Source organism: Neotabrizicola sp. VNH66 (genome assembly GCF_049445895.1).
Lineage (GTDB): Bacteria > Pseudomonadota > Alphaproteobacteria > Rhodobacterales > Rhodobacteraceae > Pseudogemmobacter.
In genome coordinates this window covers 339886-359561 of record NZ_JBMSDW010000001.1, presented here as the reverse complement: position 1 = coordinate 359561, position 19676 = coordinate 339886, and the positions used below count along the sequence as shown (strand labels likewise).

Below are 19676 nucleotides of genomic sequence, written 5' to 3'. Positions count from 1 at the left end.
CATGACGCCGACCGCGACCTGGAAGCGTATCCTCATCCTGCTGGTCATTCTCTGGGGCTGCCTTTGGGCCCTGCCGAATGCATTCTACAGCAGGGTGGAAACCCGCAACGACGCGGTGGACGCCATCGCAAGGGCCGATGGTGTGGCCACGCCCGAGCAGGAGGCCGATACCGGCCTCTGGCCGTCGTGGCTGCCCTCGGGCCTGATGCCGCTGGGCCTTGACCTGCGGGGCGGGGCGCATCTTCTGGCCCGGGTCGAGGTGACAGACGTCTACAAGGCGCGGATGGACGCGCTTTGGCCCGAGGCGCGCGATGTCCTGCGCGGCCTGCGCGATCAGGTGGGCACCGTGCGCCGTGCGCCGTCGCCCCCCGATACGCTGCGCATCACCCTTGCCAATCCGGATGGTGTGTCGGCCGCCGTCACCGCGCTGCGGGCACTGGCCACCCCGGTCATGTCGCTGACCGGCGCCGGTTCGACCGATATTTCCGTGACCTCGGACGGGGCGGATGTCGTCGTGACGCTGACCGATGCGGAAAAGGCGGCCTCGGACAGCCGCACCGTGCAGCAAAGCCTTGAGATCATCCGCAACCGGGTGGACCAGGCGGGCACCCGCGAACCCACGATCCTGCGGCAGGGCGCGGACCGCATCCTGATCCAGGTGCCCGGCATCGGCTCGGCCGCGGAACTGAAATCGCTGATCGGGACCACGGCCAAGCTGTCGTTCCACCCGGTCGTCAGCACCACCACGGATGCGGGGGCCAGCGCCGGTGCGCGCAACCTTCTGCTGCCGTCGATGGACCAGAAGGGCCTTTATTACATCGTCGAGGAAACCCCGGTCGTGACGGGCGAGGAATTGGTGGACAGCCAGCCCTCGTTCGATCAAAACGGCCGACCGGCGGTCAGCTTCCGGTTTGACGGTGCGGGCGCGCGCAAGTTCGGCGATTACACGGCGAACAACATCGGCAAGCTCTTCGCCATCGTGCTGGACAATCAGGTCATCTCGGCCCCGCAGATCCAGAGCCACATCCCCGGCGGATCGGGCATCATTACCGGCAGCTTCACGGTCGAGGAATCGACGCAGCTGGCCGTCCTGCTGCGGGCGGGCGCGCTGCCTGCGAAGATGGAATTCCTTGAGGAGCGGACCATCGGCCCCGAACTCGGCGCCGACTCGATCCGCGCGGGACAGACGGCGGCCGTCATCGGCGCCATCGCGGTGATCGCCTATATGGTGCTCAGCTATGGCATGTTCGGCTGGTTCGCGAATATCGCGCTGGTGCTGAACATCGTCCTGATGATCGCCGTGCTGTCGGCCATCGGCGCCACGCTGACGCTGCCCGGCATCGCGGGGATCGTGCTGACCATGGGGATGGCAGTCGATGCCAACGTGCTGATCTTTGAGCGGATACGCGAGGAACTGCGTGCAGGCCTGTCGCCCGCCCGCGCCTGCGAAGCCGGGTTCGCGCGGGCCTTCTCGGCCATTATGGATGCGAATATCACCGCGCTTCTGACCGGCTTCATCATGTACTGGATCGGCTCTGGCCCGGTGCGCGGCTTTGCCGTGACCTTCACGCTGGGGATCATCACCTCGATGTTCACCGCGATCTATGTGACGCGGCTGGTGATCGAGGTCTATCTGAACCGCAAACGTCCCAAGACGATCGTGGTCTGAGGGGGAAACAGCTATGGCATTCCGTCTGAAACTGGTCCCCGAAAAGACCAACATCGACTTTTTCCGCGTGCAATGGCTGACCTTCGGGCTGTCGATCTTCCTGATCGTGGCCTCGGTCGTGATCGTGGGGGTGAAGGGGCTGAACTTCGGCGTCGACTTTCTGGGCGGCACGACGATCCGCACGGAATCGGTCAATCCGGTGGATGTCGGCGCCTACCGCGATGCGCTGCAGCCGCTGGACATCGGTGAAGTCACCATCACCGAGGTGAACGACCCGTCGTTCCGCGACGACCAGCACGTGGCGCAGGTCCGCATAGGCGCGCGTGAGGGCGAAGAGGCGGTGGTCCCCGAGGTCATCACCGCAGTCGAGGCGGCGCTGAAACAGGTGGACCCGCAGATCGTGTTCGCACAGGTCGAATCGGTCGGCCCCAAAGTCTCGGGCGAGCTGATCTGGAAGGCGGTTCTGGCCGTCGTCGCGGGTTCGGTCGGCATCCTGATCTACATCTGGATGCGGTTCGAATGGCAGATGGCACTGGGCACTGTGGCGGCCATGCTGCATGACGTGATCGTGACCCTTGGCATCTGGTCGCTGTTCGGGCTGAAGTTCGACCTTTCCATCGTGGCGGCCCTGCTGACGATCTTGGGCTATTCGGTCAACGACACGGTGGTGATCTTCGACCGGCTGCGGGAAAACCTTGCCAAATACAAGGCGATGCCGCTGCGCGAGATGATGAACCTGACCGCGAACGAAACGCTGTCGCGCACGGTGATGACGGCGACGACCACGCTGATCTCTCTGATCGCACTGATCGTTTTCGGCGGCGATGTGATCCGCGGCTTCGTCTTTGCGATGATCCTTGGCGTTCTCCTCGGCACCTATTCGACGCTGTATATGGCAAAGAACATCGTGCTGTTCCTGGGTGTGGACCGCGGCGACAAGCCGAAGAAAAAGGCCACGCCCGACGAATACGCCAATATCGACGCCTGATGCGCCTGACCGAGGTTTCATATGGCTCGGCCCGGCCCATCGAGGGCTATGGGCCGGGCTTTTTTCGTCTGGACGGCCATGTGTTGCGCGGGCCCTGCCTGATCACGCCATGGGATGCCGGGCCTTGGGGCGGGCTGGAGGACAGCGCCGCGCCGCTGGCGCTGGCCGGGCAGATCGACGTGCTCCTGCTGGGCATGGGGGCCGCGCTGGCCTATCCGCCGCGCGCCCTGCGCGAGGCGCTGGAGGAGGCGGGGATCGGGATCGAGCCGATGACCTCGCCCTCGGCCTGCCGGACCTACAATGTGCTTCTGTCCGAGGGGCGGCGGATCGCCGCGGCCCTGATCCCGGTGGACGCGGGCTGAGCCAGATCAAACCTTCGCGGCGTGATGCGCGCTAAAGGCAGGGCATGGAACTGAAGGTGACAGATCTTGCCGTGGCCCGGGGCGGGCTGGTGGTGCTGCGCGGCCTTGGCTTTGCGCTGGCGCCCGGGCAGGCGCTGGTTTTGCGCGGGCCTAATGGCGTGGGCAAGACCACTTTGCTGCGCACCCTGGCCGGATTGCAGCCGCAGCTGGCGGGCGAGATTTCGGCCCCGCCCGAAAGTCTGGCCTATGCCAGCCATTCCGACGGGCTGAAGGCGGTGCTGACGGCGGAGGAGAACCTTGGTTTCTGGGCTGCGATCCACGGGCTGGGCCGTGATGCGGTAGAGGCGGCGCTGGCCGCGATGAACCTGACCGCGCTGCGGACCCGCCGCGCGGCGGATCTGTCGGCCGGGCAGAAGCGCCGCCTTGGCCTTGCGCGGCTTCTGGTCACCGGGCGACCGGTCTGGCTGCTGGACGAACCCACGGTTTCGCTGGACGCGGCCTCGGTCGCCTTGTTCGCGGGGGTGGTGCGGGCGCATCTGGCGGCGGGCGGGCTGGCGGTGATCGCCACCCATATCGACCTTGGGCTGCCCGAGGCTTCGTTGCTGGAGCTTGCCCCCTTCGTCAGCCGCGGCCAACCCGCGTTGCCGGGTCTGGACGATCCCTTTGCCGGGGCGCTGTCATGACCGCGCTTCTGATCCGCGATCTGCGGCTGGCCTTCCGGGCGGGTGGCGGCTTTGGCCTTGGCCTTGCTTTCTTTCTGCTGATCGCCGTGCTGGTTCCCCTTGGTGTGGGGCCGGAGGGCGGCACGCTGGCGAAGATCGCCCCCGGCATCCTGTGGGTCGGCGCGCTTCTGGCCTGCCTTCTGTCGCTGGACCGCCTGTTTGCGCTGGATTTCGAGGACGGCTCGCTGGATCTTCTGGCCACGGCGCCCCTGCCGCTGGAGGGGGCGGTTGCGGTCAAGGCCTTGGCGCATTGGATGGTGACGGGGCTGCCGCTCACGCTCGTGTCACCTGTGCTGGGCGTGCTTCTCAACCTGCCGCAACCGGGCTATCTGTGGCTGGTCGTCTCGCTTCTGGCGGGGACGCCCGCGCTGTCGGTGATCGGCGCCTTTGGCGCGGCGCTGGTGGTGGGGGTGAAACGCGGGGGGCTTTTGTTGTCGCTGCTGGTGCTGCCGCTTTATGTGCCCACGCTGATCTTCGGGGCCGAGGTTGTGCGGCGGGGCATGGAAGGGCAGGCGCTGGCCACGCCGCTGGCGCTGATGGCGGCGATCACGGCAGGGGCGGCGGCGCTTCTGCCCTTTGCGGCGGCTGCGGCAATCCGCATCAACCTGCGCTAGCCGCATTATGATAGGAACGGGCCTTCACGCCCACCGGAACAGCGAAGAACCATGTCGATCTGGGAATATGCCAATCCGAAGAAATTCATGCAGACCAGCGGCGCCGTGCTGCCCTGGGTGCTGGCGGCCACGGTCCTTTGCCTTGGGGTGGGGCTGATCTGGGGCTTTTTCTTCACCCCCGACGATTACAAGCAGGGATCGACGGTGAAGATCATCTTCATCCATGTCCCTGCCGCCATGATGGCGATCAACGCCTGGGCGATGATGCTGGTGGCCAGCCTGATCTGGATCATCCGCCGCCACCATGTCAGCGCGCTGGCCGCAAAGGCGGCGGCGCCGGTCGGTCTGACCTTCACCGCCATCGCGCTGGTGACGGGCGCGCTGTGGGGACAGCCGATGTGGGGCACCTGGTGGGCCTGGGACCCGCGGCTGACCTCTTTCCTGATCCTGGGCCTGTTCTATCTGGGCTATATGGCGCTGTGGTCTGCGGTCGAGAATCCCGATACCGCGGCCGATCTGACTTCGGTTCTGTGCCTTGTGGGGTCGGTCTTCGCCGTGCTCAGCCGCTATGCGGTCAAGTTCTGGAATCAGGGGCTGCATCAGGATTCCACCATCCTGAAGGTGGGCGAAAAAGACCCGCTGGACGCCGCCTATTACCTGCCGCTGGTGGTCTGCATTGCGGGTTTTGTGCTGCTTTTCGTGACCATGGTGCTGGTCCGCACCCGGACGGAGATCCGCGCGCGGCGGCTGGCTGCGCTTTTAACGCGGGAAAGGATGGCATGATGCCCGATCTGGGGAAATATGCCGGGGCTGTCCTCGGTTCCTATGCCGCGACGGCGGCGCTGATCGCGGTGCTGGTCGCGGTCACATGGTGGCGGCGCGGGCGCATTCGCCGTGCGCTGGCCGAGGTTGAAGCAAGAATGGAGCGCAGCGATGGCTAACCGCTGGATGATGGCGCTGCCGCCGGTGATCTTCGCCGGGCTGGCGGCAATGTTCTGGCTGGGGATGCAGCGGACCAATCCGGGAGAGCTGCCCTCGGTCTTCATCGGCAAGGCGGCGCCTGCGCTGCCGGCGACCACGCTGCCCGGCATGGCCCAGCTGACCGATGCCGACCTGCGCAAGGGCGAGGTGACGGTGGTCAATTTCTGGGCCAGCTGGTGCCCGCCCTGCCGGGCCGAACATCCGGTCCTGAAGCAGATGGCTGCCGATGGCATCCGCGTGGCGGGGGTCAACATCATGGACAAGGAGGCGGATGCCACGGGCTATCTGGCCGAGGAGGGCAATCCGTTCTTCGCGCTGGCCACCGATCCGAATGGCCGTGACCGGGTGGAATGGGGCGTCACCGCCCCGCCAGAGACCTTTATCGTCGATGGCGACGGCACCGTGCTCTTCCGCTTCACCGGGCCGCTGGTGGGCACGGACTATGAGACACGCTTCGTGCCCGCGCTTGAGGCGGCGCTGAAGTAAGCCGGTCGGACAGACTGAAACGGCCCCGGTTTGCCGCCGGGGCTTTTTCATGCCCGGTCGCCTGCAAAGCAAAAGGCCCCGGATTGCTCCGGGGCCTTTCGCATTCTGGGGCAGGGGATCAGGCCTTGGCCAGATTCCGCAGCACATAGTGCAGCACGCCGCCGTTCTCGACATATTCGATCTCGATGGCGGTATCGATGCGGCACTTGATCTGGATCGTCTTCACCGTGCCGTCGGCATAGGTGATGGTGCAGGGCACCAGCGACAGGGGCTTCAGATCGCCCGCCAGCCCGGCGATGGAGACCACCTCGTCGCCCTTCAGACCCAGCGACTTGCGGTTTTCGCCCGGCAGGAACTCGAACGGGATGACGCCCATGCCGACGAGGTTGGAGCGGTGGATCCGCTCGAACGACTCGGCGATCACGGCTTTCACGCCCAGAAGGGCGGTGCCCTTCGCGGCCCAGTCGCGCGAGGAGCCGGCGCCATATTCCACGCCGCCAAAGATCACCAGCGGGGTGCCCTGATCCTGATAGGCCATCGAGGCGTCGAAGATCGAGGTCTGTTCGCCGTCCGGCCCCTTGGTGTAGCCGCCTTCGACGCCGTCCAGCATCTCGTTCTTGATGCGGATATTGGCGAAGGTGCCTCGCATCATGACCTCATGGTTCCCGCGGCGCGAGCCGTAGGAGTTGAAGTCGCGCACCGGCACCTGACGTTCAGTCAGGTATTTGCCGGCCGGGGTGGTGGCCTTGAAGGAACCGGCGGGGCTGATGTGGTCGGTGGTGATCATGTCGCCCAGGATTGCCAGAACGCGGGCGCCCTCGATGTCCTTGATCACGCCCGCATCCTTGCCCATGCCCTGGAAATAGGGCGGGTTCTGGATATAGGTCGAGCTGGGCGGCCAGTCATAGGTCTCGCTGTCGGTGACCTCGACCGCCTGCCACTTTTCGTCGCCCTTGAACACATCGGCATATTTCGACTGGAAGGCTTCGCGGGTCACGGTCGCTTCGACCAGATCCGCGACTTCCTTCGAAGTCGGCCAGATGTCCTTCAGGAACACATCCTTGCCGTCCGGCGTTTGGCCGATCGGGTCCTTGGTCAGGTTGATGTTCAGGCTGCCTGCGATGGCATAGGCCACGACCAGCGGCGGCGAGGCGAGGAAGTTCGCCCGCACGTCCGGCGAGATCCGGCCTTCGAAGTTGCGGTTGCCCGACAGGACAGCGGTGGCCACCAGATCGTTTTCGTTGATCGCCTTCGAGATCGCCGGATCGCCGAGCGGCCCCGAGTTGCCGATGCAGGTGGTGCAGCCGTAACCCACAAGGTTGAAGCCGATGGCGTCCAGGTCTTCCTGCAGGCCCGCGGCCTCCAGATAGGCGCCCACGACCTGCGACCCGGGGGCGAGCGAGGTCTTGACCCAGGGCTTGCGGTTCAGGCCAAGCGCGCGCGCCTTGCGCGCCACCAGACCGGCCCCGATCATCACATAGGGGTTCGAGGTATTGGTGCAGGAGGTGATCGCCGCGATCACGACAGAGCCGTCGGTGATCGTGTAATCCTTGCCTTCGACCGGCACGGTCTTGCGGCAATCGACCGGGGCCGCAACCACGCCGCCACCTTCTTCGACCATCTCGGCCGCGTCCTTGGACATGTCCACGCCACGGTAGCCGGCCACGACCTCATAGAATTTGCGGGCGGCATCGGTCAGCGGCAGATAGTCCTGCGGGCGCTTCGGACCCGAGATCGCGGGCACGATGGTGCCCATGTCCAGTTCCAGCGTGGAGGTGTAGATCGGCGAATAGTCCGGGCCGCGCCAGAAGCCGTTTTCCTTGGCATAGGCCTCGACCAGCGCGATGCGGGATTCTTCGCGGCCGGTGTTGCGCAGATAGCGCAGGGTCTCGTTGTCGATCGGGAAGAAGCCGCAGGTCGCACCATATTCCGGGGCCATGTTGGCGATGGTGGCACGGTCGGCCAGCGGCAGGTGATCCAGCCCCTCGCCGTAGAATTCGACGAACTTGTTCACCACGCCATGCTTGCGCAGCATCGCCACGACCTTCAGCACAAGGTCGGTCGCGGTGGTGCCTTCGACCATGCGGCCGGTCAGCTTGAAGCCCACGACTTCGGGGATCAGCATGGAAACCGGCTGGCCCAGCATCGCCGCCTCAGCCTCGATCCCGCCGACGCCCCAGCCCAGAACGGCCAGACCGTTGACCATGGTGGTGTGGCTGTCGGTGCCAACCAGCGTGTCGGGGTAGGCGACCAGATCACCGTTCTGGTCGGTGTCGGTCCAGACCGTCTGTGCCAGATATTCCAGGTTCACCTGGTGGCAGATGCCGGTGCCGGGCGGCACCACGCGGAAGTTGTTGAACGCCTTCTGGCCCCATTTCAGGAAGACATAGCGTTCCATGTTCCGTTCGTATTCCAGATCGACGTTCATCTGGAAGGCGCGCGGGTTGCCGAATTCGTCGATCATGACCGAGTGGTCGATCACAAGGTCGACCGGGTTCAGCGGGTTGATCTTCTGGGCATCGCCGCCCAGACCCAGAATGCCGTCGCGCATTGCGGCAAGGTCCACCACGGCGGGCACGCCGGTGAAGTCCTGCATCAGCACGCGGGCCGGACGATAGGCGATTTCGATGGGGTTCTTGCCGCCCATCTTGCCCCAGTCCGAAAAGGCCTTGATGTCATCGACCGAGACGGTCTTGCCGTCCTCGAACCGCAGCATATTCTCCAGGACCACCTTCAGCGAGGCGGGCAGGCGCGAGAATTCGCCCAGGCCCGCGGCCTCGGCGGCGGGGATCGAGTAATAGCTGACGGTTTGTCCGCCGGCGGTCAGGGTCTTGCGGGTTTTTTGGCTGTCATGTCCGACGGTGACGGTCATGTCTCGGCTCCTTGGGCTCAGGACGTGGCATCGGTGGCTGCGGCCGGGGGACGGGAAGGTGGACCCCGGGAGTCGCTGGGTTTGTATGCAATTGTATGCCGAAAATCCAGCCCCTTTCTCGGCGGGTTTTCAGGATTCCCGGGCAAAGTCCGGCACGCATGCCACAGGATAAGGCGGATTGCAGGCACTCGCAAAACCTTGATTGGCCGCGCCACCCCGGGCTTTCTATAAGCGATGCACCGGATCAGGGGACCTGGGTAATCGACGATGCGACAAATGGTCAGCGCCGCCTGCGGCCTAGCGATGGCATGCGCCAGCGCGGCCCAGGCTGAAAATGTTGTGGTGGTAGAGCTTTACACCTCGCAGGGCTGCGTGTCCTGTCCGCCTGCCGACGAATATTTCGCCAAGCTGACCACCGATCCGCGGGTGATTCCGCTCTCTCTGCATGTCGATTACTGGGATTACATCGGCTGGGAGGACAGCTTCGCCAATCCCCGCTTCACCGACCGGCAGAAGGCCTATGCCCGCGCAATAGGCAGCCGCACCATCTATACCCCGCAGTTCATCATCGACGGCAAGGACCGGATCGAAGGCTTTGCCCCCGAAGAGACTGCCAGCCGTCTGGCCGAGCATTTCAGCGAGGCGCAGCAGGTCACGCTGACCGTCACCCGCAAGGGCGATACGCTGACCATCGTGGCCGATGCCGACCCGCCCCTGACCGAGCCGGTGCGCGTGCAGCTGGTGCGCTATCTGCCGGAGCAGACCGTCGCCATCGAACGGGGCGAGAATGCGGGCAAGGAAATCACCTACCGCAATGTGGTGACCAGCTGGGATATCCTTGGCGAATGGTCCGGGCATGATCGGCTGGACATCACCGCCGCCGCGCCGGGCGATGAACCCGCGGTGGTCATCGTGCAGAACCCCGGACCCTCGGCCATACTGGCCGCGGCGCGCGCCGATTAATCAGTGATCCGCTTGCCGCCGCCCTTCCAGCGGCGGTGAATCCAGAACCACTGATCCAGATGGCGGCGCACCAGCGCCTCAAGACTGTCGTTCAGCGCCTGTGTCATCTCGGTGGCAGAGCCGGGCGGGACCGGCGCCTCCACGATCACCTCGAAGGACAGGCCATCGGGCTGGCGCACGGCATAGGTGGGCACCAGCAACGCATCGTATTTCAGCGCCAGCTCCGCCGCCGACAGCGCGGTCAGCGCCTCATGCCCGAAGAAGCCCAAGAGTTCGCCGCTTTTCATGTGCTGATCGACCAGCATGCCCAGCATGCCGCCGCCGCGCAGAAAGCGCACCATATCGGCCAGCCCCTTGCGCCCGCGCGGGAACAGGGGCGTGCCGATCCGGCTGATCGCCTGCACGTAATGGTCGTTGAAGGCGCGGTTCGACATTTCCATATACAGCGCGCCGACCGGATAGCCCCGCGCGATCAGCGCGGCCCGCGTCGCATCGTAATTGCCGAAATGCGCCGTGACCAGAATCACCGGGCGTTTCGCGGCCTTCGCCGCCTCCAGCGCGGCCACGCCCTCGCCCTGCAGGGGCAGGCGGGCGGCGCGCTCTACGAAATCGGGGCCGGAATAGATCTCGATCAGGGTGCGGCCCACATTGTCGGGCACCGCGCGGATGATGCGGCGCACCTCATCTCTGGGCAGGTCGGGCAGGATCAGGGCCAGATTGTCACGGATGCGCCGGGAATAGCCTGCCAAGGGGGCCACCACCCGCGACACGACCCAGCCCGCCAGCGGCACCCGCCAACGATAGGGCAGCCACAGAAGTCCGCCGATGATCGTGCGGAACATCAGGTTCTGCAGCCAGTGCCGGCGGCTTTTGTGCGTCTCTTGGGTCATATGCCCTGCCTTCGGGTCAGGCCCGGCGGGCCTGCGTCTCGCGGTGCCAGACATAAAGTCCCGCCCCCACGACGACAAGGGCGCCCAGGATCGTCCAGAGATCCGGCCATTCGTCGTAAAGGACAATGCCCCAGATCGTGGCAAAGACGATGCCCAGATAGGTGAAGGGGGCGACGGCCGAGGCTTCGGCCATGGAAAAGCTGCGGATCAGGCACAGCTGCGCCGCCGTGCCAAGGACCCCGATCAGCAGGAAGAACGGCAGATCGGCCAGCGCGACGGGCGTCCAGACCGCAGGCAGCGCCAGCGCCGTCACCACGGTGCCGACCATTCCGCCCCAGATCATGGCGGTCCAGACCGGTTCATTCCGGCCAAGCTTGCGGGTCAGAAGCGCATTGCCGGTATAGCAGCAGGCGCCCAGAAACGGCAGCACGGCCCATGCGCTGAAGGTGCCGGCGCCGGGACGGATGATGATCAATGCCCCCACCAGCGCGACCAGAATCCCGACCAGCCTGCGGGGGCCAAGCTTTTCGCCCAGAAACAGCGCGGCCCCGAGCGTGATCAGAACCGGGCTGATGTCCGAGATCGCCGTCGCCTCGGCCAGTCCGATATGCTGCAACGACAGGAAGAACATGCCGATCGCCCCGATCTGAAACAGCCCGCGCACCACATGCAGCCCGGGTGAGGTGGTGCGGATCAGCGCGGGGGCACGGATGTTGATGATGGCCAGCGCCAGCAGAAACTGGCCCAGAAAGCGGACCCAGACCACCTGCGCGGGATGATAGCGGCCGACAAGGTGTTTTGCGGTGGCATCCATCACGGTGAAGATCAGGATGGCGGCGATCATCAGGCCGATGCCGCGGGCGGTGTTCTGGACGTGGATCATGCATCCTTCGCTACGCCTCCCCGGCGCAGCCTGCAAGGGGGCTGCCGGTCCGGCCGCCTTTGGCGCCGTCAGGCCGCCCCTTCAGGCAGGCCTTCGGGGCAGGGACGCAACCATCATCCCGAGGCTGCGGTCAGCCGTCCTCCTCGGGCTGGATCAATGCGATTTCGCCGGCGGCTTCCAACCCGCGGATGGCGCCGATCACCGCGTTCAGCGCCGCCTCGCCATCCTTTTCGCGCACCCGGCCGCGCTCGGCCACATCTTCGCGCAGGGCCTGTGACAGGCGTTGCGACATATTGGCCAGAAGGAATTCGGCCGAGGCATCCAGCGCGGGCTGGCTCCGGGCATGGGCCAGCGCGGTCACCAGAACCGGCTGATCCACCAGCCGCACCACTTTGGGCACGTCGCGCGGCAGCAGGCGCTGCGCGATATGGGCGAAGGTGAAAATCGCCTTGCGCACCTTTTCGGCAAAGCCCGCATCCTCAGCCTCCAGCCCGCGCAGAACTTCGTCCCGGGTGGTGGCCGGCGAGACGTTCAGGATCGCGCCCACCCGCTCCTCCGGCCCGCGGTCAAAGGCGCGGGCGGGTTGGTTGTCGATCTGGCACAGGATGGCGGCGCCGATGCGGCGCACGGTTTCGGGGTCGATATTGCCGGTCTGCGAGACGGCAAAGGCAATCCGCCGCGCGCGTTCCCCGGGCATCAGGCCCAGCAGGTCCGCCGCGCGGGCGACGGGCAGTTTCGACAGGATGACGGCGGCCACCTCGACCGATTCGGCATCAATCACCGGCAGCAGGCGGTCCGGCGGCAGGGCGGTCAGCCGGTCCCACGGATCGCCCTTGGCGGAAACGCCCGCCTTGCGGCGCAGACGGCTGGCCGCGGATTGCGAGATATGGCCGTCCATGATCGACAGGGCGCCTTCGATGCCGCCGGGAAAGGCCAGACCGACCGATTCCAGTTCGGATACGAATTCGCCGACAACATGATCCAGCGTGGCCCGGTCGATCAGCCGCAGCGCCGCCATCTGTTCGGCCAGCGCCGCCTGAACCTGTTCGGGCAGGTCCGACAGCGGCAGGCGGGCACCTTCGGCCATCAGAAAGCGCACGATCACCGCCGCCTTCTGCCGCGGGTTCAGCTTGCGCGGTGCAGGCTGCGGGGCGGCGACAGGTGGCGGTGCTGCAGCAACCGTGGCACGCCGGGCGGGCGTGACCCGGGCAAGAGGCAGGGCGTCCGGGGGCAAATCATCCTCCTCTTACTGGAGACCTCATGCCCCGGACCCTGACAGGTGCAGGTTAACGCCGCCTTTCCGTCAGCCCGCCAAAGCCTGGATGCCAATGCCTAACTGGTCGGCTTCAGCACGCACTGCGCCTTGGTCAGATCCCAGACCATCCCCTCGGCACAGGTGGTTTTCGACGGGCATTCCTCGGCCAGCACCAGCGAGGGCAGGGCCAGCGCCGCCAGCGCGGCGAACCACAGACGAGTCTTCATCGGCATCCTTTCCGGTCTGAGAGGTCAGAAAGTGTAGGTCAGCCCCGTGTCGATGGCGCGGGCCAGGGCGAGTTCGGCCCAGGTGCCGGTGCCGCCATGATTGCGGATCGCGGCCAGATGGGCGCGGGCGGCGTCCAGTTCGTTCATCTCGACCAGAAGCTGCCCATAATAGCTGTGGGTCAGGATATTGCCGGGGTTCTTGGCCAGCGCGGCCTCATAGGCGGCGATGCCATCCTCGACATGGCCGGACTTGCGCAGGATGAAGCCGCGGTAGGTCAGGACGCGGTCGCTGTCGCCCTCTGTCATGGCGGACAGCACGGTCATCGCCTCATCATAGCGGCCAGCATACGCCAGTTCGCGCACGGCGCCAAAGCGTGTGTCATCGTCCAGACGCGATTCTTGCGGCGCGACGCAGGCCTTGGTCTTTTCGTCCCAGATCAGACCTTTGTCACATTTCGTGGTGGTCTCGGTCGGGGCGGGCGGCTGGGTGTCGTCACTGCCGACCGCAAAGGCGGCAAAGGGCAGGACAGCGGCGAAAAGGGCGGGGAGCAGACGAGGGACAATGCGCATGGCGGACCTCCGATCCGGGGATGATAGCAGGAATACGGTTGCATTTCATGCAGGATCACCGGCGGGGCACGAAAAACCCCGCAGACCGGCGGCCTGCGGGGATCACTTTGCCGAGAGGCGATGCCGCGCGCTGTTCCCGCGGGAACAGGCCACGCGGATCAGGCGCCGAAGACGCGGCGGAAGATCGTGTCGACGTGCTTGGTGTGATAGCCCAGATCGAACTTCTCCTCGATCTCGGCGGGCGACAAAGCGGCGGTCACCTCCGGATCGGCCAGCAGTTCGGTCTTGAAATCGGCACCCTGTTCCCAGACCTTCATGGCGTTGCGCTGGACCAGACGATAGCTGTCTTCGCGCGAGACGCCCGCCTGCGTCAGCGCCAGAAGAACGCGCTGCGACATGACCAGCCCTTTGAACTTGTTCATGTTGCGCAGCATGTTTTCGGGGTAGATCACCAGCTTTTCGACCACGCCGGCCAGCCGGTTCAGCGCGAAATCCAGCGTCACGGTGGCATCGGGGCCGATGGCGCGTTCCACGCTGGAATGGCTGATGTCGCGCTCATGCCACAGCGCCACGTTTTCCAGCGCAGGCACCACGGCCATCCGCACCAGCCGGGCAAGGCCGGTCAGGTTTTCGGTCAGCACGGGGTTGCGCTTGTGCGGCATGGCGCTGCTGCCCTTCTGGCCGGGCGAGAAGAATTCTTCGGCCTCCAGCACCTCGGTCCGCTGCATGTGGCGGATTTCGATGGCGATATTCTCGATGCTGCTGGCGATGACGCCCAAAGTGGCAAAGAACATCGCATGCCGGTCGCGCGGGATGACCTGGGTCGAGACGGGCTCGGGGATCAGTCCCAGCTTTTCGCAGACATATTCCTCAACCCGCGGGTCGATGTTGGCGAAGGTGCCGACCGCGCCCGATATGGCGCCGGTGCGGATCTCCTCACGCGCGGCTTCCAGACGCTTCCGGCCCCGGTCCATCTCGGCATAGAAGCGGGCGAAGGTCAGGCCCATCGTGGTCGGCTCAGCATGGATGCCGTGGCTGCGGCCGATGCGGACGGTGTCCTTGTGCTCATAGGCGCGGGTCTTCAGCGCGGCCAGCACCCGGTCCATATCCTTCAGCAGGATATCCGCCGCCCGGACCAGCTGGATGTTCAGCGTGGTGTCCAAGACGTCGGACGAGGTCATGCCCTGATGGACAAAGCGCGCATCCTCGGCCCCGATATGTTCGGCCAGATGGGTCAGGAAGGCGATGACGTCATGCTTCGTCACGGCCTCGATCTCATCAATCCGGGCCACGTCGAATTCCACATCCTTCGCGCGCCAGACCGCCTCGGCATTGGCCTTGGGGATTACGCCCAGTTCGGCCTGCGCGTCGCAGGCATGGGCCTCGATCTCGTACCAGATGCGGAACTTGGTCTCGGGCGACCAGATCGAAACCATCTCGGGGCGGGAATAGCGCGGGATCATCGGGGAAACCTCTGGCAGCGGGGGTTGGCGGGTCCATAGGGCGAAGGGGCGAAGGGTGCAAGCGGAACGGGCGGGCTGCGCGGGAAACACAAAAAATCCCTTGCCGGGAACCCGGTCGTTATCCGGCGGTTAACCCGTCGCGGCACAGATGGGCGAATGTCAGCCCTGCCGTGGGAGAATGCCATGAACGTGCCGATCAGACTGATGACCCCCGTCCGCGCCGACTGGATCGCGGGCGGTTTCCGCCTGTTGTCCCTGCGTGGCCCGGCCTTCGTGCGGGTCGAACCCCTTGCCGCCGATCTGGGGGTGGAACCGGGCGGATTTTACTCTCACTTCAATGATCTGCGCGCGTTTCATCTGCTGATGCAACACAGCTGGGCCGAGGTTGCGGGGCAGAGCTTCGCCCGCACCGCCGCACAGCGCGATGCCTCTGCCGAAGACCGCCTGCTGGCGCTGGCGGAACGCGCTTCGCTCCTGACCGAGGCGGAGGCGACCGGAGAGGGGCCGGCGCTGGAACCCGCGATGCGGGACTGGGCGCGTGTCGATCCCGCGGCCTGCATGGCGGTGCGGCGGGTCGATGTGCGGCGGCTTGAGGATCTGACCGCGCTTCTGGCCGGGGCAGGGCAGACCCTCGCGCTGGCCCGGCAGCGGGCCGAGGCGTTCTATGCCGCGCTGATCGGGCTGGAGAGCCTGCGGCTGACCTCGGGCGTTGCGATGCGGGGGCCGCTCATGGCCGCGGCCCGCGCCGCTTTGCACAGCTCCTGACCCCGGCCGCGGCCCTTGGGCCGGGCCGCCGGATTGATCCCCGCCCGATTTTGCGTCGAGGCGGCGGAAATGACCGTCCCCGGCCGCCCTCCCGTCACGTCGCGGCCCCATTTGCTGGTCAGGTTGCGCAGATATTTCCGCCGCCGTGACCGCCATGACCCGACGCCCCAAATCTCCGCGGCCCGCGCTCTGGGCCGAAGGCCGCCAACATCCGCTGCCCGAACCGCGCACCTTCCTGCGTGCGGCGCTCCGTCTTGCCCGGCAGTCTATGGCGGGCGTCACGGCCCGCTGTGCAAGCTCCGCCGCGGGCTTTGGCGCTCAGGTGACGGCCGGCCGCTGGCGGGTGCCTCCGGCGCGTCTGGGGCGCACAGGGCGCTATCTGCCGCCGCATCGAAAGGTGGGGACCGCGGTCCTCTGGGGCGCAGCTCTGCTGGACTGCGCCGCCCGGACCATTCTGCCACCGCCCGAGGTCGCTGGGCCCCCGCCGCTGCCCCTGCGCCCCGTGCAATCCGCCGCTGCCGCACCTCCTCGCAGGGTCACGCCCCGCCGCCCGCAGGCACCGGCAGAGCCAGATCTTGCGGCGCTGCGCGCCCTGATCGCCGAAGAGGCGCAGGAAGGCCCGGCTGTTCCGGCACCCGACCTCTCGGCTGTCCGGCCTCCGACCGCGCCAGACCCGGCGCCGCCCGCACCCCGCCGCCTGCTGACCGGCGCGGGCTGGCTTCTCGGCCACGGGCTTCTTCTCATGGCCCTGCCCTGGGGAGCCGTGCGTGCCACGCTGGCGCATCTGGACGGCCGCGACCTGCGCGAGGTCTGATCAGCCGATACGCGCAATGGCGCGTTGGATCCGCGTCTGGAACGCGGTCAGCCGGTCAGGCGACAAACTTTCGGCTCGATACAGCGCCAGCCAGTCCAACCGCGCGGCAGGCGCGCAGGGTTTCACGATGCCCCACCGCAGCGCGCGGCGCAGCGGCCGCCGCATCACCAGCCGGTCGATCCAACCGGGCGCCCCCATCGTGGTCACGGCCACCACATGCCGCAGGCCGGACAGCCGCGGGATCATCGGCCCGAAACCGGGGGAATGGTCATAGGCCAGGCCCGGCGCCCAGACCCGGTCGAACCAGCCCTTCAGCACGGCGGGAAAGCCGAACCACCAGGTCGGGAAGACCAGAACCAGCACCTCGGCCGCGGCAAGCTCCGCCATTTCGTCGCCCGCACCGCCGGCAAAGCCGCTGTAATAGCCCGCCCGCTCTTCCGCGGTCAGTCGCGGATCGAAACCCTGCGCCAGATCACGCCGGGTGACGGTCCAGCCACGGGCCCGGGCCACCGCCTCGACCCCCTCCGCCAGATGGTGGCACAGGCTTTCGCGCAAGGGATGGGCGGTGACGATCAGGCACCGTGTCACGCCACGGCCTCGCGCAGACGGGACAGTTCATCCGCGGTCAGCGTGTCGGATTTCACCACATAGGTGTGGATCGAGAACACCACCGCCCGGGTTTGCGGCAGGCGCAGCAGCACCTGACGCTCACACCGGACAAAGACATGGCCCTCTGGCCGCGGCCGCCGTTCCCCCTCACGTCTGGGCTGGTGCAGGGTCGGGTCGTCATAGGTCAGATAATTCATCCGCCACAGCGGCTGCTCCGGACGGATCGCATCGAACAGGCGCTGCACCCGTCGGGCCAGCCCCGCATCATAGGCGGGCACCGGGGCGTGGATCGCCAGAAGCGGCCGCCCGATCTTCTGCGCCAAAGTCCAGGAGGCCGGAAAACACAGGATCGCCCCGGTAAGCACATGCTCCGTCCCGTCCTCCTGCAAGAGGCACAGATCCTCCTGCACCAGCCGCCCCAGCGTCAGAAGCGGCCGGCCGGGGTCCAGCGCCACCTTCACCCCGTCGGGCCGCCGGACCATGCCCGCGCCGACCGCATAGTCCGGCACCCGCGCCAGTTCCGACAGGACCCGCGCCAGCAATTCTTCCGCCGCCGCTTGGCCTTGTGGCAAAAGCGCATGCACCTGTGCGGCAGATCCGGCGATCAGCCGGTCGCGCAATGCCATCTGCCCGGCAAAGGCATCGTCCACCCGCAGCCAGTCCTCGGCCTCGACCGGCAGGATGCCGGGCAGGCGCGCGGTGCGCGGATCCATCCAGGGCAGGAACGGCAGGCGGGACTGGAACACAGGCTCTTGCATGGCGCCCATCCTATCCCGCCGCGCCGCCGCTTCTCAAGGCGCGGCTGCCGCCGCATTCCTCTTGTCTCGCCTCTGGCCTTCGGCCAACCGGCTCGGTTCGTTCGGATATTTGGACAAAGTGGAAAAGCCCGTTCCACTTTGTCCAAATATCCCAGCGCGGAGCGCCCCTGAGGAGGAGCGCGTCCGCGCGACGACGAGGCAAAAGGAATGCGGCGCAAGCCGCGCCTTGAGAAACGGCTGCGGCGCGCGTGCATGGGGTGCCGATATGCAAAAGGGCGGCCCTTTCGGGCCGCCCTTTCCGTCTGTCCCGCAGGATCAGACCGAGTAGTACATCGCATATTCGATCGGGTGGGGCGTATGCTCGTAAGCGTACACTTCTTCCCACTTCAGACCGATATAGGCATCCAGCTGCGGCTTGGTGAACACGTCGCCCGCCAGCAGGAAGTCCATGTCCTTCTCCAGCTCTTCCAGCGCTTCGCGCAGGGAGCCGCAGACGGTCGGGATTTCCGCCAGTTCTTCGGGCGGCAGATCATACAGGTCCTTGTCCGAAGCCGGGCCCGGGTCGATCTTGTTCTTGATGCCGTCCAGACCCGCCATCATCAGGGCCGCGAAGGCCAGATAGGGGTTGGCCGAGGGGTCAGGGAAGCGGGCTTCCACGCGCTTGGCCTTGGGCGATTCGGTCCACGGAATACGGACGCAGCCCGAGCGGTTGCGGGCGGAATACGCGCGCAGGACCGGTGCTTCAAAGCCCGGGATCAGGCGCTTGTAGCTGTTGGTCGACGGGTTGGTCAGCGCGTTCAGCGCCTTGGCATGCTTCAGGATGCCGCCGATGAACCACAGGGCCTCTTGCGACAGGTCAGCGTATTTGTCGCCTGCGAACAGCGGCTTGCCGCCCTTCCAGATCGACATGTTGACGTGCATCCCCGAGCCGTTGTCGCCCTTCATGGGCTTCGGCATGAAGGTGACCGTCTTGCCATAGGCATGGGCCACGTTGTGGATGACGTATTTGTACTTCTGGATGTTGTCGGCCTGTTCGACCAGACCACCGAAGATCATGCCCAGCTCGTGCTGGCAGGTCGCCACTTCGTGGTGGTGCTTGTCGACCTTGATGCCCATGCGCTTCATGGTGCTCAGCATCTCGCCGCGCAGGTCCTGCGCTTCGTCGATCGGGTTCACCGGGAAGTAGCCGCCCTTGTGGCCGGCGCGATGGGCGAGGTTGCCGCCCTCATATTCGGTGTCGGTGTTCCATGCGGCCGCATCGGCGTCGATCTGGTAGGAGACCTTGGCCGGGGTGACCGAATAGCGCACGTCGTCGAAGATGAAGAATTCGGCTTCGGGGCCGAAATAGGCGGTGTCGCCGATCCCGCTCGACTTCAGATAGGCTTCGGCCTTCTTGGCGATCTGGCGCGGGCAGCGGTCATAGGCTTCGCCGGTGTCCGGCTCGACCACGTCGCAATGCACGCAGAGCGTCTTTTCGGCATAGAACGGGTCGATATAGACCGAGGTGGCGTCGGGGATCAGCTTCATGTCGGACTGGTCGATCGACTTCCAGCCGGCGATGGAGGAGCCGTCGAACATGAAGCCTTCTTCGAAGAAGTCTTCATCGACAAGGTCCACCACCAGCGTCACGTGCTGGAGCTTGCCTTTCGGGTCGGTGAAGCGGACGTCGACATATTCGACCTCCTCGTCCTTGATCAGTTTCAGAGCCTTGGCAACGGCGCTCATCTGACTGCCTTTCGTTGAGGGTGGAGTGGAAGGGGTGCCGGCTTCTCCCGGGCCGGGGAC

The 19676-nt window shown here is 66.0% G+C and carries 21 protein-coding genes; 11 read left to right on the top strand and 10 right to left on the bottom strand.

Translation table 11 applies throughout. From position 1 onward, the window contains the following. Window position 1: 1 nt before the first annotated feature. From secD to ACO2Q5_RS01800, 8 genes are read left to right on the top strand one after another with little or no spacing between them, the layout of a single operon-like run. Window positions 2-1669 carry a protein translocase subunit SecD gene (gene secD / locus ACO2Q5_RS01835; RefSeq protein WP_423287868.1) on the top strand — a complete coding sequence of 556 codons (1668 nt, stop codon included), beginning with the start codon at window positions 2-4 and terminating at the stop codon, window positions 1667-1669. Window positions 1670-1682: 13 nt separating this feature from the next. After that, the gene (gene secF, locus ACO2Q5_RS01830) at window positions 1683-2657 is read left to right on the top strand and encodes a protein translocase subunit SecF (protein WP_423287866.1); all 975 of its coding nucleotides are present in this window, start codon (window positions 1683-1685) and stop codon (window positions 2655-2657) included. Beyond that, window positions 2657-3019 carry an Mth938-like domain-containing protein gene (locus ACO2Q5_RS01825; protein WP_423287864.1) on the top strand — a complete coding sequence of 121 codons (363 nt, stop codon included), beginning with the start codon at window positions 2657-2659 and terminating at the stop codon, window positions 3017-3019. Before secF ends, ACO2Q5_RS01825 begins: the two co-directional genes overlap by 1 nt. Window positions 3020-3063: 44 nt before the next feature. Then, window positions 3064-3702, top strand: a complete 639-nt coding sequence (gene ccmA / locus ACO2Q5_RS01820) for a heme ABC exporter ATP-binding protein CcmA (RefSeq protein WP_423287862.1) — start codon at window positions 3064-3066, stop codon at window positions 3700-3702. Next, complete coding sequence (gene ccmB, locus ACO2Q5_RS01815) at window positions 3699-4355, top strand: heme exporter protein CcmB (protein WP_423287860.1); 657 nt, start codon at window positions 3699-3701, stop codon at window positions 4353-4355. The genes ccmA and ccmB overlap by 4 nt, the downstream gene beginning before the upstream one ends. Window positions 4356-4406: 51 nt before the next feature. Next, window positions 4407-5138: a heme ABC transporter permease gene (locus ACO2Q5_RS01810; protein ID WP_423287858.1), complete on the top strand. Its 732-nt coding sequence runs from the start codon at window positions 4407-4409 to the stop codon at window positions 5136-5138. Further along, complete coding sequence (ccmD, locus tag ACO2Q5_RS01805) at window positions 5138-5296, top strand: heme exporter protein CcmD (protein ID WP_423287856.1); 159 nt, start codon at window positions 5138-5140, stop codon at window positions 5294-5296. Before ACO2Q5_RS01810 ends, ccmD begins: the two co-directional genes overlap by 1 nt. Beyond that, entirely contained in the window at window positions 5289-5822 is a 534-nt protein-coding gene (locus ACO2Q5_RS01800) for a DsbE family thiol:disulfide interchange protein (protein WP_423287854.1), read from the top strand. Before ccmD ends, ACO2Q5_RS01800 begins: the two co-directional genes overlap by 8 nt. A 118-nt stretch (window positions 5823-5940) precedes the next feature. Here ACO2Q5_RS01800 and acnA read toward each other — a convergent pair whose 3' ends face one another. Next, window positions 5941-8694, bottom strand: coding sequence for an aconitate hydratase AcnA (gene acnA / locus ACO2Q5_RS01795; RefSeq protein ID WP_423287852.1), 2754 nt, complete (start codon window positions 8692-8694; stop codon window positions 5941-5943). Between the two features lie 267 nt (window positions 8695-8961). Between acnA and ACO2Q5_RS01790 the strand changes: the two genes are divergently transcribed. Next, entirely contained in the window at window positions 8962-9657 is a 696-nt protein-coding gene (locus ACO2Q5_RS01790) for a DUF1223 domain-containing protein (RefSeq protein WP_423287850.1), read from the top strand. Here the strand turns inward: ACO2Q5_RS01790 and ACO2Q5_RS01785 are convergent. From ACO2Q5_RS01785 to purB, 6 genes are all read right to left on the bottom strand, one after another. After that, entirely contained in the window at window positions 9654-10547 is an 894-nt protein-coding gene (locus ACO2Q5_RS01785; RefSeq protein WP_423287848.1) for a lysophospholipid acyltransferase family protein, read from the bottom strand. The genes ACO2Q5_RS01790 and ACO2Q5_RS01785 overlap by 4 nt on opposite strands. A gap of 16 nt (window positions 10548-10563) precedes the next feature. Continuing rightward, complete coding sequence (locus ACO2Q5_RS01780) at window positions 10564-11430, bottom strand: DMT family transporter (protein WP_423287846.1); 867 nt, start codon at window positions 11428-11430, stop codon at window positions 10564-10566. 130 nt (window positions 11431-11560) lie between these two features. Then, window positions 11561-12664, bottom strand: a complete 1104-nt coding sequence (locus ACO2Q5_RS01775; protein WP_423287844.1) for a flagellar motor switch protein FliG — start codon at window positions 12662-12664, stop codon at window positions 11561-11563. A 98-nt stretch (window positions 12665-12762) separates the two neighbouring features. Beyond that, window positions 12763-12912 (bottom strand): hypothetical protein, encoded by a 150-nt coding sequence (locus ACO2Q5_RS01770; protein WP_423287842.1) that lies wholly within the window; start codon window positions 12910-12912, stop codon window positions 12763-12765. Between the two features lie 24 nt (window positions 12913-12936). Next, entirely contained in the window at window positions 12937-13482 is a 546-nt protein-coding gene (locus tag ACO2Q5_RS01765; RefSeq protein ID WP_423287840.1) for a tetratricopeptide repeat protein, read from the bottom strand. A gap of 158 nt (window positions 13483-13640) precedes the next feature. Continuing rightward, entirely contained in the window at window positions 13641-14945 is a 1305-nt protein-coding gene (purB, locus tag ACO2Q5_RS01760) for an adenylosuccinate lyase (protein ID WP_423287838.1), read from the bottom strand. Between the two features lie 183 nt (window positions 14946-15128). On the opposite strand from purB, the gene ACO2Q5_RS01755 reads away from it, so the two are divergent. Continuing rightward, window positions 15129-15710: a hypothetical protein gene (locus tag ACO2Q5_RS01755; RefSeq protein WP_423287836.1), complete on the top strand. Its 582-nt coding sequence runs from the start codon at window positions 15129-15131 to the stop codon at window positions 15708-15710. A 154-nt stretch (window positions 15711-15864) separates the two neighbouring features. Continuing rightward, window positions 15865-16524: a hypothetical protein gene (locus ACO2Q5_RS01750; RefSeq protein WP_423287834.1), complete on the top strand. Its 660-nt coding sequence runs from the start codon at window positions 15865-15867 to the stop codon at window positions 16522-16524. Here ACO2Q5_RS01750 and ACO2Q5_RS01745 read toward each other — a convergent pair whose 3' ends face one another. The 3 genes from ACO2Q5_RS01745 to glnA all read right to left on the bottom strand — a co-directional run bounded on the left by ACO2Q5_RS01745 (window position 16525) and on the right by glnA (window position 19616). Continuing rightward, complete coding sequence (locus tag ACO2Q5_RS01745; protein ID WP_423287832.1) at window positions 16525-17112, bottom strand: NAD(P)H-dependent oxidoreductase; 588 nt, start codon at window positions 17110-17112, stop codon at window positions 16525-16527. Further along, window positions 17109-17891 carry a heme-dependent oxidative N-demethylase family protein gene (locus tag ACO2Q5_RS01740; RefSeq protein ID WP_423287830.1) on the bottom strand — a complete coding sequence of 261 codons (783 nt, stop codon included), beginning with the start codon at window positions 17889-17891 and terminating at the stop codon, window positions 17109-17111. Before ACO2Q5_RS01740 ends, ACO2Q5_RS01745 begins: the two co-directional genes overlap by 4 nt. A 315-nt stretch (window positions 17892-18206) precedes the next feature. Continuing rightward, window positions 18207-19616, bottom strand: coding sequence for a type I glutamate--ammonia ligase (gene glnA / locus ACO2Q5_RS01735; protein ID WP_423287828.1), 1410 nt, complete (start codon window positions 19614-19616; stop codon window positions 18207-18209). Window positions 19617-19676: the final 60 nt, after the last annotated feature.